The sequence below is a fragment of the Leptotrichia sp. HMT-225 genome (assembly GCF_030644325.1).
Lineage (GTDB): Bacteria > Fusobacteriota > Fusobacteriia > Fusobacteriales > Leptotrichiaceae > Leptotrichia > Leptotrichia massiliensis.
In genome coordinates, this window is record NZ_CP130323.1 from 1,762,143 (window position 1) to 1,778,557 (window position 16,415).

15 protein-coding genes are annotated in these 16,415 nt (G+C 29.6%); 3 read left to right on the forward strand and 12 right to left on the reverse strand.

The genetic code is table 11. The features are described 5' to 3' along the window. Nucleotides 1-73: 73 nt before the first annotated feature. The 4 genes from QU666_RS08615 to QU666_RS08630 form a co-directional block, all read right to left on the reverse strand. Nucleotides 74-721 carry a hypothetical protein gene (locus tag QU666_RS08615; protein ID WP_021769091.1) on the reverse strand — a complete coding sequence of 216 codons (648 nt, stop codon included), beginning with the start codon at nt 719-721 and terminating at the stop codon, nt 74-76. 52 nt (nt 722-773) lie between these two features. Then, nucleotides 774-2,057, reverse strand: a complete 1,284-nt coding sequence (locus QU666_RS08620) for an exopolysaccharide biosynthesis polyprenyl glycosylphosphotransferase (protein WP_021769090.1) — start codon at nt 2,055-2,057, stop codon at nt 774-776. 79 nt (nt 2,058-2,136) lie between these two features. Next, the gene (locus QU666_RS08625) at nt 2,137-3,795 is read right to left on the reverse strand and encodes an AAA family ATPase (protein WP_021769089.1); all 1,659 of its coding nucleotides are present in this window, start codon (nt 3,793-3,795) and stop codon (nt 2,137-2,139) included. After that, nucleotides 3,776-4,903 (reverse strand): acyltransferase, encoded by a 1,128-nt coding sequence (locus tag QU666_RS08630; protein WP_021769088.1) that lies wholly within the window; start codon nt 4,901-4,903, stop codon nt 3,776-3,778. Before QU666_RS08630 ends, QU666_RS08625 begins: the two co-directional genes overlap by 20 nt. A gap of 262 nt (nt 4,904-5,165) precedes the next feature. Here QU666_RS08630 and QU666_RS08635 point away from each other — a divergent pair, with 262 nt between their 5' ends. The 3 genes from QU666_RS08635 to QU666_RS08645 all read left to right on the forward strand — a co-directional run bounded on the left by QU666_RS08635 (nt 5,166) and on the right by QU666_RS08645 (nt 9,520). Then, complete coding sequence (locus tag QU666_RS08635; RefSeq protein ID WP_021769087.1) at nt 5,166-5,960, forward strand: class I SAM-dependent methyltransferase; 795 nt, start codon at nt 5,166-5,168, stop codon at nt 5,958-5,960. 71 nt (nt 5,961-6,031) lie between these two features. Next, nucleotides 6,032-7,768, forward strand: coding sequence for an ABC transporter ATP-binding protein (locus tag QU666_RS08640; RefSeq protein ID WP_036070698.1), 1,737 nt, complete (start codon nt 6,032-6,034; stop codon nt 7,766-7,768). Between the two features lie 12 nt (nt 7,769-7,780). After that, a complete protein-coding gene (locus QU666_RS08645; protein ID WP_021769085.1) occupies nt 7,781-9,520 on the forward strand; it encodes an ABC transporter ATP-binding protein in 1,740 nt (579 codons plus the stop codon). 94 nt (nt 9,521-9,614) lie between these two features. On the opposite strand, the gene QU666_RS08650 is transcribed toward QU666_RS08645, so the two are convergent. The 8 genes from QU666_RS08650 to QU666_RS08680 all read right to left on the reverse strand — a co-directional run bounded on the left by QU666_RS08650 (nt 9,615) and on the right by QU666_RS08680 (nt 16,314). Beyond that, the gene (locus QU666_RS08650; RefSeq protein WP_021769084.1) at nt 9,615-10,385 is read right to left on the reverse strand and encodes a molybdopterin-binding protein; all 771 of its coding nucleotides are present in this window, start codon (nt 10,383-10,385) and stop codon (nt 9,615-9,617) included. Between the two features lie 107 nt (nt 10,386-10,492). Further along, nucleotides 10,493-12,187, reverse strand: a complete 1,695-nt coding sequence (treC, locus tag QU666_RS08655) for an alpha,alpha-phosphotrehalase (RefSeq protein ID WP_036070717.1) — start codon at nt 12,185-12,187, stop codon at nt 10,493-10,495. A 140-nt stretch (nt 12,188-12,327) separates the two neighbouring features. Next, a complete protein-coding gene (locus tag QU666_RS08660) occupies nt 12,328-13,155 on the reverse strand; it encodes an ATP-binding protein (protein ID WP_021769082.1) in 828 nt (275 codons plus the stop codon). Nucleotides 13,156-13,298: 143 nt separating this feature from the next. Next, nucleotides 13,299-13,922, reverse strand: coding sequence for a lipopolysaccharide assembly protein LapB (locus QU666_RS08665; protein WP_021769081.1), 624 nt, complete (start codon nt 13,920-13,922; stop codon nt 13,299-13,301). 415 nt (nt 13,923-14,337) lie between these two features. Next, complete coding sequence (locus tag QU666_RS08670; protein ID WP_021768088.1) at nt 14,338-15,069, reverse strand: tetratricopeptide repeat protein; 732 nt, start codon at nt 15,067-15,069, stop codon at nt 14,338-14,340. A gap of 50 nt (nt 15,070-15,119) precedes the next feature. Further along, nucleotides 15,120-15,320, reverse strand: coding sequence for a hypothetical protein (locus QU666_RS11785; protein WP_369750577.1), 201 nt, complete (start codon nt 15,318-15,320; stop codon nt 15,120-15,122). Next, nucleotides 15,227-15,778, reverse strand: coding sequence for a chromate transporter (locus tag QU666_RS08675; protein ID WP_021768089.1), 552 nt, complete (start codon nt 15,776-15,778; stop codon nt 15,227-15,229). The genes QU666_RS11785 and QU666_RS08675 overlap by 94 nt, the downstream gene beginning before the upstream one ends. Then, a complete protein-coding gene (locus QU666_RS08680; RefSeq protein WP_021768090.1) occupies nt 15,775-16,314 on the reverse strand; it encodes a chromate transporter in 540 nt (179 codons plus the stop codon). The genes QU666_RS08675 and QU666_RS08680 overlap by 4 nt, the downstream gene beginning before the upstream one ends. Nucleotides 16,315-16,415: the final 101 nt, after the last annotated feature.

A 16,415-nucleotide genomic window follows, 5' to 3' on the forward strand; every position in this document is an offset into this window, starting at 1 on the left:
TCCCTAAAACTTTTTTCAAATCCTTCTACAATGATTTTTTACTCCAATATTCATATCGTTTCCTTTTAAAATTTTATTTTATATATCTGCAACTTTCCTTCAAACGTAATTTTTCATTTTCAGTTTCAATTATCATTTGGTAATAAAAAGGTTCGATACTTTGATAATTTACATCCATTTTCAAATCCCCTTCTAAATTCCAGTCTGAATCTTTAAAAAATTCCTTAAATAATTTTTTATTTAAATATTTTCCACGAAAATATCCTTCATTTGGACTATGATCTGATATAATTCCTGTACTCACTTCTTCTGTTGTTTTTAATTCCTCATATTTTATCACACTAGTCTGAAAATAAGGTTTAAAGTCTCTTATTTCTTTTCCTGTCTTGGAATCATAATACTTTTCATTTTTATATATAACTTCTTTTGTAATCTCATCTTTATTATTAATTGATTTAGAATATTGACCAGTCCATATATTTTCTCCTGTTTTTCTTAAATTCATTGATTCATAATATTCATCCTTCCCTTTGCTATACGCTTTGGAAAATTCATAATAATCACTACAAAAAGTATTTATCGTTTTATTTTTATCACTATACTGAGACACTATAAATTTTTTTGTTTTTTCAGAAGTTTTATAATCACGAAATAGTATCACATATAATAATACAAATAAAACCACTAAAATTGATAAAATTATTAAAATAAATTTTTTCATTTCTGTCCTCCATTAATAAATTTCATTACCTTCTCTCAAAAATCCAAAATTATTATCTCCCTTTTCCAAAAATTACAATCGTAACAGTCTTCAACAATATTTTTACATCAAACAAAATATCGTGATTTTTTATATAATACAAGTCATACTGCAATTTTCTATAAGCATCCTCAATGCTTGCTCCATACGGATACATAACTTGTGCCCAGCCAGTAAGCCCCGGTTTTACAGTATGTCTTAGATTGTAGTACATAATTTCCTTTTCCAGTTGCTTTATAAAAAATTCTCTTTCTGGACGTGGCCCCACGAAGCTCATTTCTCCACGTAGCACATTCCACAGTTGTGGCAATTCGTCAATTCTTGTAAGACGCATAAATTTTCCAAATTTTGTGACACGGTTGTCGTTTTTTGTAGCCCATTTTGGTCCATCTTTTTCAGCATCAGTTGTCATTGAACGAAATTTTACTATTTTAAATGGCTTATTTCCTTCTCCAATTCTTTCCTGTATAAAAAATATTGGTCCTTTTGACTCTATTTTTATTATTATTGCCGCAATAATCATAATCGGAATCACACAAACTCCGATTAAAAGTGCGAAAATTATATCGAGAATACGTTTTGCCTTCAAGTTAAAGCTGTTGTAGTAAATTTCAAATCCTGTATTTTCCAAAAACCATTTTGGACTCAAGTTTGAAACTGGCAATTTATTTTCGTATATTTCATAAAATTCCAGATAGTTATAGTACTGTATTCCCCCAAGTTTATACTGCAAGAGTTTATCTACAAGCTTTGTATCATATAAAAGATTGCTTGTAAAATCCACAATTATATCAACTTTTTTATTTTCACATAAATTTAATAATTTTTCTGTTAAAGCATCCATAGTTTCTTCTTCTTTTAAAAAGTCCGATAATTTATACTGACGATCTTTCTTTATGCTTTCGAGTAAATCCTGTGTATATCCATTTTGTCCAACAAAAACGATTTTTTGCTTTTCGGCTAGCCCAATCATTATAATATAACGATAAATAATTTGAAACATCGTAATCAGCCCAAACAGAATTATCGCCTCATTCAAAATAAATATACGCAAAAATGTTGTAATCATAACAAGAATAAAGTTAATTCCAACAATAATCACAATATCCCGTAATCTATATCTTCCTGCCATATTATAAACATTCGCCACATAATAAATTACCATAGAGCAAATAATCACAATAACATTTGTAAATCCAAGTCCACGATTTATAAGCAACAGTCCTATAAAATACATTAAAATCATCAATATTCCAAATAAATAGGAATAATTTTTTTTCATTCCACTTACTGCCATTCTAAACTACACTTCCTTTTTTTATTTTTTTAAAAATATACTCAATTACTAAAATCTTCATCATTTTTACCAAAAAAATTTATTTTTCCATTATTTCATATTTCATTTTAATTTTTTTTCTATAAAACGCGAGCCCAACGCAGACAATTCTGCCTGTTCCTCTATTTCTTAATTCCACATCGTACTCTTTCTCTTTTATCTGTTCAAACCCAGCTTTTGCATAATTTTTCAGCTCATCTTCATTATTTACAGCTTTAAATTCAAATATATACGCTGGATTTATTTTATTTTTAGGCTCTAAAACCAAGTCTGTCCTTCCATAGCCGCTTTCTCTTTCCGACAACCTAATGTAATCGTTTTCCAATATTATAAATATCCCAATTAAAAATATTTTGTAATATTTCTCGTCCTTTTCTGTATCAAAATAACTAAGTGAAGAAAGTATCTCATCTTGAAGTCCTTTTGCAAACTCTTCTATTTTTCCATTTTTTAAATTCTCTACAATATTTGAAAACTGTGTATAATTTCCAACAAATCTATCTATAAAAATTTTTCTAAAAAAAGTTTGTATTTCTTTATTTGGAAGCCTTAATGGATAGAGTTCCCCCTTTTTCTCGCCATCAGTTGTCAAATATCCGCTGTACAAAAACAATTCCCATATATCACTTGCATTAAATGCATATTCCATATATTCATTTATTGCCTTATAAACTGTTTTTCCCACAAAAAGTTTTTCCAAGTCTTCTATTACTTTTTTATCTGCTTTTCCTAACAAATCATATATTGTCTTGTTTCCTGAAACGCCTATCCAATAGGGATGTAATTTTTTTTCATCCAAAAAGTTAATAATCGACCAAGGATTATAAATTTCAGTTTCTCCAAACTGATAACCGTCATACCACTCCCTTACATCTTCCATCTCATATTCCAGCCCATAATATTTCACAGCCTCAACAACTTCATTTTCGGTAAGTCCATAATACTCTGAATATTTTTCACTAAAGATATTGTTTACCTTCAAATTATTTAATCCTGAAAAAATTCCTTCTTTTGCAATTCTCAATATTCCAGTCATAATTCCAAACTGTAAATATTCATTATCTTTCATTGCATCTCCATAAAACTTCTTAAAAAAAGAAATTGCCTGTTTATAATATCCCTCCTGATAAGCCTGAATTATCGGCGTATCATATTCATCTATAATCACAACGGCTTTTTTCCCATAATATTCATACAAATATTTTGTCAACGCTTTCAATGAGCCTTTCCAATTTGAATTTTCATTATTAAAACAAATATTGTTAAAATCCATCAAATCAAATTCATCTAATTTTTTTCTTATATATCTAAATTCTATATAAATATTTCTTATTAAGTCTTTTATTTGACTCAGACAGTTTTCCCAGCTAACTTCTTCCATATTCCTAAAACTTATATATATAACAGGATATTGCCCTTGCTCCTGCATGTGTTCACTTTCAGAAATACTTAATCCTTCAAATAATTTTCGGTTTTCTTCTTTATTTTCTATATCAAAAAAATATTTAATCATTGACATATTAAGGGTTTTTCCAAATCTTCTTGGACGTGTAAACAAGTTTACTTTTGCTCTGTAATGTAAAATATCTTCAATTAGCTTTGTTTTATCAATATAATAATAATTATTTTCTACAATTTCCTTAAAATCAGACACCCCTATTGGCAATGGCTTTCTATTTCTAGTCTTTTTTTCCGCCATATTTCTCCCTCCATTTATTCATTCCAGCTAAAAAACTATATATTCTATCTAATATTTCACTTGTAAAAAATGATAGCAAAAATACTATAAAAAACGTAATAATTATATATAAAAAATAATTCATTCTGGATTTTAATATTCTTTCACAAAAAAATAAAAAAATCGGATGAATTAAATAAATATCGTAAGTTTTTGCTGATACTGACTTTATAATTTCTTTTACTTTGCCTAAAACTTTTTCTCCATCAAAAATATTTACAATATAATCATAAAGAAAAACTGTGGCTGTAAATACACTAAGTGAGTGGTAATCGTAAAAATAGTCAAAAAATTTTCCACTTGATTTTGTAAATATATATGTTAAAAAGACAGTTAGTGACACTGCTATAAAAAAAACTGTATATTTTTGCCATTTTTTCATATTCAAAGACTTTTCTGCAAGTAAATAGCCAATTAAGAAGTAACCGACATATTGCCCAGCTGGAGAATATATTTTTATATTTTTCTTAAAAATCACATTTAGAAATGGTACTAAAATCATAAATATTATCCATATAAAAACTAGATAATTAATACTTTTTTTATCAACTTTTGCTACAACTTTTCTTAAAAACGGAGTTATCAAATAAAGCGACAATATCATATAAATATACCACAAATGATAGTAAATTTTTCCTTGAAAAAAGTTTGAAAAAAAATTATTATAACTTTCTTTCTGGAAAAAAATCGAAATTATGGTCTTATAAGTTGATTTTCTAAAAAAAACTGAAAATAATTCATTATCTTTAACATCTTTAAAAATTATTGTAAATATAAAAAAAATAACAGAATATACAAAAAACTTAGGCAGAATTTTGGCAAATCTTTTTTTAAAAAATATTTTCACATCCTCATCTTTTCTCAAAAGAAAAAAACCACTAACCATAACAAATATCGGCACACACATTCTGCTAAATGAATCTGCAATATTTGCCATCATCCATCTGCTTCCAGATATTTTACCATAATTATATAATTCGCTTGCAACGATATGAATAAATAAAACCATACTAATTGCAATACATTTTAAAATATCAAAATTAAAAAATCTGTCTTTATTTTTTACCATTTATAAATCTCCAAATTTATGAATCTTCCTCAATAGAAATATAAATAATTTTAACATAGTTCCAGCTATTTTTCAATCAATTTTCCTTTATATAAATAGGCTTACGATTATAATTATTGGTCTCAAATACCAAATTTATATGATTTTAACAGTTTAATAACTATTTTTATTTTTTAAATAAAACTTGCATTTTGAATAAATGCGGGTATAATTCTATTAGATAGTTTGATAATCAAAATTTTATGATAAGGAGGAACGTGTTATGGGAATAAAACTTGACAATGTCTCTGAAACTATGCTTATTACTTTGTATATGCGGGCAACTGATGCTAAAAGCGAAAAACCTATCTTGAATGATAAAAAATCTCAAGAAATAATTTCACAGATAAACTATGATTTTTCAAAATTTAAACATGCATGGGCTTCGTATTATGGTGTGCTTTCACGTGCAAAAATGATGGATAATGAAGTGAAAAAATTTATGAAAAAATATCCAGATTGTGTAATTGTGTCGATTGGATGTGGACTAGATACAAGATTTTTACGAATAGATAATGGAAAAATAAGATGGTACAATCTTGACTTGCCAGAAGTTATTGAAAAACGAAAATTATTTTTTGAACCTAATGAACGAGTTACAGATATTGCAAAATCTGCATTTAATTCAACATGGACAAAAGATATTAAGCTGGAAGGGAAGAAATTACTTATTATTTCCGAAGGTGTATTAATGTATTTTGAAGAACAGAAAATTAAACAGTTTTTGGAGATACTAACTGATAATTTTGATTCTTTTGAAGCTCAGTTTGACTTGCTTTATAAAGGAACAGTTAAAATGAACCAAAAACATGATACCATAAAAAATATGAACGCAGATTTCAAATGGGGAGTAAAAGATGGAAGTGAAATTGTAAAATTGAATCCAAAATTAAAGCAAACTGGACTTATTAATTTCACAGATGAAATGAAACATCATCTTCCTGGCTGGAAAAAATTATTTGTTCCTCTGTTCTATATTGCTAATAATCGACTTGGAATTTATATTTATGAAAAATAAATTGATTCAATAATCTATTATTTTTTTGTTTAATAACGTATTTTCTTTGACAAGTGAATGGAGAGATTATTATGAAAGAATTGAAATATTTATTAAGTTTATCTGGTAAACATAAGATGAAGCTGATTTTTTCAGCAATATTCAGTATAATCGGTACAACATTGTCTGCTGTGCCTTATCTTCTTGTGTATCAGATTGTTTTGGAACTTTTTAAAACAAATATTGATTATTTGAAAATAAAGTTCTGTGTATTTATTGCGATATTTTTTATAATTGTAAAAATAATTATGCAAATTTTATCAGGTGTTTTTTCACATATTGCAGCTTTTTCGATTTTGTACAAAATTCGAATTGATTTGATTGAGCATTTGTCAAAGCTGAATATGGGTTTTTTTAAGAAAAATATGACTGGAAAACTGAAAAAGATTATTAATGAGGATATTGAAAAATTGGAACTCTTTATTGCACATCAGATTCCAGATTTATCATCGGCACTTGTAACTCCAATAATATTTTTAGGGATTATGATTTACTTTAACTGGAAATTGACACTTGTTTTATTTATTCCAATTATTTTGAGCATAATGGCACAGGGAAAAATGTTTCAAAGTTATGGAAGTCGTGTAGAACATTATTATACTCTTCTTGCAAACTTAAACGCTACTATTATGGAATACATAAATGCAATGAACGTTATGAAAGCATTTAACCTTACTGCTAAATCATTCAAGGATTATCGGGATATTACTCAGGAATATGCAGATTACTGGATTGAGCTTACAGAACTAAGTGTGCCGTTTTACTCGATTTTTCTCTGTCTAACTGATTCGGGCTTGCTTTTCATTATTCCAGTTGGTGGACTTATGCTGTTCCATAATCAAATTTCAGTATCTGTGTATATTTTATTTATTTTGATGAGTACAATTTTTTTAAGCTCATTAAAGGCATTATTTGACTTGGCACACCATCTTTCAGCATTAACTAAAGGGCTAGGGAAGATTATGGAAATTAATAGGGAACAGGAGCAAAAATCTGGAAACACAAATTTCCCTTCTAATTTTTCAGGTTTTATAAAATATGAAAATGTAAATTTTGCATATAAAAATAAAAATGTTATAAATGATTTTTCTTTGGAAATAAAGGCTGGAACTTCAACTGCACTTGTAGGGCCTTCTGGTTCAGGAAAAACAACGATAGGACTTCTGCTTGGAAGATTCTGGGATATAAACAGCGGGAAAATAACGATTGATGGAACTGATATTAAGGATTTTGCTTACACAGGATTGGCTGACAATGTTTCGTTTGTTTTTCAGGATACATTTATGCTTCACGATACTATTTTTGAGAATATAAGAATGGGAAAGGATTATTCGCTGGAAGAAGTGGAAAATGCTGCAAAAAAGGCACAAATTCACGATTTTATAATATCCTTACCTCAAAAATATGAAACTGTGATTGAAGAAGGTGGGATTAAATTAAGTGGAGGAGAAAAACAGAGAATTTCGATAGCTCGTGCGATTTTAAAAAATGCCCCAATTATTGTGCTCGACGAAGTTACTTCTTACTCCGACATTGAAAACGAAGCCAAAATTCAGAAGGCTTTACGTACTTTACTAAAAGGGAAAACTCCCATTATCATTGCTCACAGGCTTTACACAATAAAAAATGCCGATAATATCGTTGTAATGAATAAAGGACGTATTATCGAGCAAGGTACTCACAAGGAGCTTCTGCAAAACAAGTCAGAATACTGGCATTTATGGAATTTATATAGCGATAATAATTTGATGGAAAACAAGGAAATTTAGGGGGTGCAGATAATGATTAACGATATTAGAAATATAAAAACTCTTGCTGGAAATAAATATAAAAATCTTAAAAATCCAATATTTTTTCTAACAATAGATGCCTTATTTTATATGATGAACTATGCAATGTTTTATTTTACAATTATTGATTTGATGAATAATAATTTTACGTTGAAAAAATTGATAATCTATACTTTTATTATGATTTTTGCAATTATTTGCAGATTTGTATTAAATCGTATCGGATATATCGGGATTCAAAGTGAGGGGGCTAAAATTATTCAGGATTTGAGAATCAGGATGGGTGATCATTTGAGAAATTTGAATCTAGGATACTTTAACAGTCACAACATTGGGAATATTATTAATATTATGACAAATGATTTACAAGATTTTGAGCAGGTTATAACTCACAGCACATCAGAAATTATAAAGTTATCTATACTGACAATTTATCTTCTGTTAATTATATTTGCAATTTCTCCCTTGCTTGCCATACTGCAACTAATAATCTCGCTGGCTGGATTAGTATTTGTCATTCTGGGAACGAAAAAAGGTGCAAAAATAGCTTTGAAAAAGAAGCATACTATGGATAATGTTGTTTCACGGATGGTGGAATATATTGCTGGAATGCAACTTTTTAAAGCATATAATCTGACTGGGGAACGATTTAAGAGGTTAAAGGACAGCTTTAATGATTTGAAAAGGGAAAGTATAAATACTGAAATTGCTCTTGCCCCTTATGTTATGATTTTTCAACTTATTACGGATATTTCCTTTGCCTTACTTCTGCTTGTGTCTACACAACTTTTTATGGCTTCTTCCATTAATAAAGTAGAATTTTTTTCATACATAATTATTGGACTTTCACTTTCAAATGTGCTAAAAGCCTTTTCTACACAATATACTTTTATCCAATACTTGAAACTTGCCACAGATAAACTGATAAATGTGCATAATGAAAAGGAAATTTCCTATGAACTTGAAAAAGTTACTTTACCAAATTATGATATAAAATTCCAGAATGTAAATTTTTCTTATGAAAAAGACACTCCTGTTCTAAAAAACATTACTTTTGAAGCAAAACAGGGTACAAAAACTGCCCTAGTTGGCTCGTCAGGCTCTGGAAAAACAACTGTTACTAGTCTTATTGCAAGATTCTGGGACTGCCAGTCTGGCGAAATTACCATTGGTGGAATAAATATCCAAAAAATATATCCTGAAGAGCTGCTTACAAATATAAGCATGATTTTTCAAGATGTCTACTTGGTAAATGACACTTTTGAAAATAATATAAGGCTTGGAAAACCAAAGGCTACAAGGGAAGAAGTAATAAATGCGGCTAAAAATGCCAATTGCCACGATTTTATAATGGAAAGCGAAAATGGATACGACACTATAATTGGAGAAGGGGGCTCTACTTTATCTGGTGGAGAAAAACAGAGAATTTCAATCGCAAGAGCTTTATTAAAAGATACCCCAATTATCCTAGTCGATGAAGCCACAGCCTCACTTGATGTCGACAACGAACACGAAATAAGAAAATCACTAAGTATTCTTACAAAACACAAGACTGTAATTACAATCGCTCATAAACTCAACACAATAAAGGATTATGACAAAATTATAGTTATGTCCAACGGAATAATCGAAGAAATTGGAAATCATGAGCAGCTTATGGAAAATAAAAGGCGATATTACAAAATGTATACTGAAATGGAAAAGGCACAATCAGAATTTGAATTAATTTAATTAAAATTTCAATTCACTATATAAATTTAATTTAATATAAAAAACATACCCAGTCTCGAATTTTTTCAATCTAAAATCTGGGTATATTTTTATTTTATTCTTCCTTTATTTCCTCCGCCTGCGGATAAATCTTGATAATTTCATTCACAATCTTGTCAATTTCAGCAATCAAGTAATCAGTACTCCCTCTATCGCCTTTCATTGCAATTCTTACATGAACACAGCCTTCCTTTGCATAAGGTGCAACAGTCGGATTTGACATTTCAAAATAATCTTTTAGCCTATCGTCAATTTTTCCTTCCGGAACTCCTTTTATTTCAAGGGTTTTCATTAAAAGAATATCATTTGAATATTTCTTTAAAAGTGGCAAAACTTGATTATCTACCATCCAAGTCATTTCCCTTGGAGGCCCTGGCAATACTATTATTTTTTTATTATCTTTTTCATAAAAAAATCCTGGTGCAAGCCCAACTTCATTATCAAGCAATTCTGAGTTCTTTAAAATCGAAGCCTCTTTTCTCCCACCAGAAGCCACTTCTCCAAAGCCCCTCTCATTATATTTTTTTACAATCAAGTCATAATATCGCTCTATCACTTCCAGCTCTTCCCCAAAATAATCAGCCACCACTTCTTTCGTAATATCATCAACCGTAGGCCCAAGTCCCCCAGTAGTAATTACCAAATCAACCCTTTTAAAAGCATTTTCCAGACACTCCATAAGTCGTCCGTAATTATCCCCAACCGTAGTTTGATAATACAAATCAATCCCAATATTTGTAAGTTTTGCTGAAATATACTGTGCATTTGTATTCACTATATCTCCAACTAATAATTCTGTTCCAACGCATATAATTTCTGTCTTCATTTTGATTTCCTTCTTTATTTTTTATTTAAAATACCGCCAAATAAGTTTAAAAAACGATAACCCTATTCAACGGTAAATTTTATTTTTTTTATTGCTTTTGATTTTTATTATTTTTTAAAGATAATTGATTCATAAGGTTTTAGAATAATTTTCCCGTCTTTAATTTCAGGTTCTGCTTCGTAGTTTGACAATAGAACTTGAGCATTTTCCAGTCCTGTAACTCCGTTTCCTTTCAGTTCAAATTCTACTTTAGGTTCATAGAAATTACTGATTACAACTAATTCTCCATTTTCTCCAACACGTTTGTAGGCATAAACACTTTTATTTTCCAAATCAATGTCTTCATATCTTCCTGTTATCATTAATTCTTCATTTCTTCTTAAATCAATTAATTTTTTGTAATGATAGAATACTGAATTTTTATCTTTTAAAGCCACTTCAGCATTAACTGTCCTATAATTTTCAGGTACTCCGATCCACGGAGTTCCGGTTGTAAATCCTGCATTGTCAGAATCATTCCATTGAACAGGCGTTCTGGAATTATCTCTTGATTTCTGCATTAAAATTTCAATAGCTTCTTCTTCAGAACATCCTTTATTGAGTAAAATTTTGTAATTATTGGTTGATTCAACATCACGATATTTACTAATATCATCAAAATATGGATTTGTCATTCCAAATTCTTCTCCCTGATAAATATAAGGCGTCCCTTGCAGTCCATGAAGAACTGTGGCAAGCATTTTAGCCGACTCCCTATGATATTCCTTATCATTTCCAAATCTTGACAATGCCCTTGGCTGATCGTGGTTATTCCAGAAAGTCGCATTCCAGCCATTTCCTTCATACATTCCAATTTGCCATTTAGAGAATATCCTTTTTAACTCCACAAAATCAAATGGTGCTTTTGCCCATTTTTCTCCATTTGGATAATCTACTTTCAAATGATGAAATGAAAATGTCATTGATAATTCCTTTTCATCAGGATTTGAATATCTGATACAGTTATCAAGGCTTGTAGAAGACATTTCTCCAACCGTAATAAGTTCTCCTCCACCAAATGCCTCTCTGTTCATTTCCTTTAAAAATTCATGGATTCTAGGCCCATCTGTATAAAATCTTCTTCCATCAGGTACAAATCTTGTATCACTTCCATCATCATTCGGAAATCTCTGATCCTTTGATATAAGATTTATAACATCAAGCCTAAATCCATCGACTCCTTTATTCAGCCAAAATTTTATCATTTCATATACTTTTTTTCTTACATTTTCATTTTCCCAGTTTAAATCAGCTTGCGTAACATCAAACAGATGTAAATAATATTGCCCTCTCTTTTTTGAATATTGCCAGGCATTTCCTCCAAATTTTGATTGCCAGTTTGTAGGCTCTTTTCCGTCAACTGCATCTTTCCATATGTAAAAATCCTTATATTCAGAGTCCCCTGCTTCAGACTTTTTAAACCATTCATTTTCAGTAGAAGAGTGATTTACAACAATATCCATAACTATTTTTAAATCTCTTTTATGTGCTTCTGTCAGCATTTCCTCAAAATCTGCCATTGTCCCGTAATTAGGATCAATGTCATAATAATCACTTATATCATATCCATTATCATTCTGTGGAGATTTATACATTGGAGTAATCCAGATTACTTCCACTCCAAGTTCCTTCAGATAATCAAGTTTCTCGATAATTCCCCTTATATCCCCTTCTCCGTTTCCAGTCGTATCATTAAAACTTTTTGGATAAATTTGATAAACTACTGATTTATGCCACCACTTTTGATTGAAATTTTTTTTCATAAAATTCACTCCTAAATTTTTATTTATTTTACAATTTCTTTTTAAATTATACTCCATTATTTCCATATATACAATCAAATTTTTAACTTTTCCTAAAAAAACTCATATATAAAAAGAGCAGTGAATAACTGCTCCTATTTTTATTCAACTTCCTTACCGCCTGTATATCCAAACACATAATCTAAATTTATATTTTTCATCGAATTAAACACACTTTGCTTAATTCCAGGATTTTTTTCCTCAAGTGCAGCAAGCAAGTCTTTTACTTCTTTACGTTTGCTCGAAGTCTTTCCAGCTTCGATTGTACATCCGCAATTCATCGCACGTATCCCATTTGTTTTCGTATAATCAATTATATCGGCTTCTTTTACGTAAATTAGCGGACGAATTAATTCCAGCTTCCCAGAAGTTGAAGGAACTTTTGGGGTCATTGTTTTCATTGTACCAGCATAAAACATATTTATCAAAGTAGTTTCAATAACATCATCAAAATGATGCCCAAGCGTCAATTTATTAAATCCAAGTTCTTCGACTTGCGTGTACAAAATTCCACGTCGCATTTTAGCACATAAAAAGCACGGATAGTCCTTTGCCTTTTCATTTGCAATTTCCCAAATATTCGTATTAATAATCTCACAGTCAATATTTAACTTATCCAAATTATTTTTAAAATTATCCAAATCAGAATTTCTGAAACCAGGATTTAAGCTAACTGCCTTAAATTCAAAATTTTTCCGTTTATCTTTCTTCAATTCCTGAAACAGTTTTACTAAAAGCAGGCTATCCTTTCCACCAGATACACCAATCGCAATCTTGTCCCCATCCTGTATCATATCAAAATCACTAATTGCCTTCAAAAATTTTGCCCATATGCTCTTTTTATAGGTTGTCATTATACTTTTTTCAATTTCTTCCACATCCTTCATCGGACCATCTGGAATAATAGCATCACATACTAAATTTACCACTTTTCTCTCCCTTAATATTTTTTTAAATCATATTTTTAAATACTCAAATAATAAAAAGTTGTCATAGATAAGTTTAATTACTTATTTTAAGACAACTTTCTAAAGTAAAATTATTACTTTAACCATACATATTTAGTTTAATTTTAAACAACGCCCAAATTTGCTGCTCCAAAATTTAACTTTTGACCCTTTTTATCTTCTTCAATTACATTTTTACATTTATTTTCTATATAATGTATTTTTTCAATTAACCCTTCGTCTCTTGAATCAATTCTCAACGCCGCCTTGTATTCTTCAAGAGCTTTTTGATGTCGTCCCATATGTTCATATTTTCTAGCAAAATCAATGTGAGCAATATACATGTCAAAATCTAGGAATATAGCAAGTTCGTAACAGTCAACCGCTTCTGATATTTTCCCTTTTCTTGAATAAATATTTCCTAGTAAAAATAATACAAATGGCTCATCTTCTGTTCTTACGTCAAGTGCCTTGTTAAGGTTTTCCTCGGCTTTGTCAAGGTCTTCATTTTCGTAATATAAATATCCTAAAAATGCTAATATCTCGATTTCATCAGGTTTCAGCTTTACTAATTTTTCATAGATTTCAATTGCCTTGTCATTTTCCTTTAACGCATGATAAATAGATGCTAATGTTTTTAACACTTCCACATCATCAGGATTCTCTTTTATTTTTTCCAAATTTTCTTTAAGAAGCCGCTCGTTATTTTCATTGTATCTTATTTCTCTAAAAATTAATGTTTCTAACATTATTTCCTCCTGCTACTGTATTTACTTTATATTAAAATATCTGTAATATTCTTTTAATTAAAAGCATGCTTTAAAAGTAGCATCTCCTTTCTTATTACATTATTTCCCATTTTTATATAGAATTTACTGAATTTATAATTGTAAATATATTCTTTACTCAATATTCTTGTATTTTTATATTTAAACTAAGATTATAAAACTTAAAAAAATTAAATTAAATATAAAAATATATAAATTTCTTCAATATTAATTTCTTATATTCATTTTATCATAAATAACAATTTTAGTAAATAAGATTATTTATAAATTTTCTCTAATTTTAAGAAAAAGTCAATTCAAATATTAATAAAACTTGTATTTTTAGAGATAATAACTAGATTTTATTAAAATATAGTTGGTTATACGATAATTTATTTTATTTCAAGTTATTTAATTTCTTACTAGCTTCCTGACTTCCTGATTTTACAGCTTTTTCGTACCATTCCCTAGCTTGCTTTGTGCTTTTTTCCACACCTTTTCCAGCGACATATAAATCTCCTAGAGCTTCATACATTGGAGCTGTAACATGATCCATCCTGTTGTCTGTTTTTTTATAAAGTTCTACTGCTCTTGCGTAATCTCCTGCCTTTTCATGAATTTTTCCTAAGTTGTATCGTGAAGTTAAATCTCCACTGCTATCCCCAATTTCATAGTAAAATGCCGCATCATCAAGGCTTTTTTTCACTCCAAGCCCTTTCTCAGACATTATTCCCAAATATCTTGGTGCCTTCATATCTCCCCCATCTGTTGCCTTTGAAAATGAATCAAAAGCCTTTTTATAGTCTTTTTCTACACCAAGTCCATCCAAATAAAGAATTCCAATGTTAGTCATTGCCCGATAACTTCCTTTTTCAGAAGCTTTCTTGCTCCACTCCATAGATTTTTTATAATCCGTTTTTACTCCATTTCCGTGAAGATACATTTCTCCAAGTTCAGTTTGTGCCGATATATCTCCCTTTTCGGCTTTTTTTATCAATTCCTTGAGCTTATCATCCTGTCTATTTTCAATATTTGGCTTACTTTGAGAATTTTGTGATTTTTTATCTTTTTTACCACAGCTAAATATTAAAATTAATATTAATACTGCGATAGTATATTTTTTTTTCATAATTTTCCCTCTTTTCTTTCATATTCTTATCTCTTTCTGTAAATCAACATTTATATTATCCCTTCATAATTATAAAACATTTTCATAGATTTTTTATTTGTTGTAAAATTATATTTCTCAATCTTCTCGTTTTTAAGTCTGTAAAAAATAAATATGTTTAGTAAATTATTATTCCTGCAATTGCCGCAATTACTGTAAGCAATATTGGATTTACTTTCCATTTTAACACAAGTGCCACAGAAATAATGAATATTGCTGCACTTTTCCAGTCTATAAAGTTCTTTTTATCAATCAGCATTATAGCCGCCGCCAGAATTAATCCGACAACAACGATTTTTAATCCTGCAAAAGCATTGTCCATATATTTATTGTCTTGAAATTTTAAATAAAATTTACTAAAAATTGTCATTATAATAACTGACGGAAGAATTAATCCCAATGTTGCTGCTGTCCCCATTATAAATGCATCCCAGAATCCAGTCTTGTTTCCAATCAGATAACCGACATAGGTTGCGGCATTTAATGAAATTGGTCCCGGCGTTACCTGTGAAATTGCCACAATGTCCGTAAACTGCTGTACATTTACCCATTTATGCAAATCTACAACATCCGCCTGAATAAGCGGTAAAATTGCATATCCGCCACCAAAACTGAACAGCCCTATTTTAAAAAACACAAAAAATAACACTAATAGTATTGCCAAACTCATCTTTTTCCCCTCCAATTCATCCAGACATTTCCTAAAAAAGCACCTAAAATAATCATAACAATAGGTGGAAATTTAAGAAATGCGACCATTACTGCAACCAAAATCACAATCCATAACGTTTTTTTATTAATTTTAGCCGATTTTCCAATTGTATAGACACTCGCAGCAATCAATGCGACTACCATTGGTCTTATAGCCTTAAAAGCCTTTATAACATATATGTTATCCTGTATATTGCTAAATAATGAAGCTATTACAAGAATAATTATAAATGATGGCAATGTTGCTCCCAGAACTGTAGTTACAAGCCCCAAAGTTCTTTTCATCTTGTATCCCACAAAAACTGAAACATTCACAGCCAATGCACCTGGTGAAGACTGGGCAAGTGCCAGAAGTTTTACAAACTCCTCTTCCTCAATCCACTTTTTCTTATTCACAATTTCATTTTGTATAAGCGGAACCATAGCATATCCACCACCAAGAGTAAATGTACCTATCTTAAAAAAAATCCAGAATAATTCCAAATACACTTTCATTTTACTACCTTTCTACTATTTCGTATTATTTTTCATTTTATCATAGATACTCTAAAAAAACAACAAACTTGCCATTAAAAAAAGATAGCCGATATACTGCT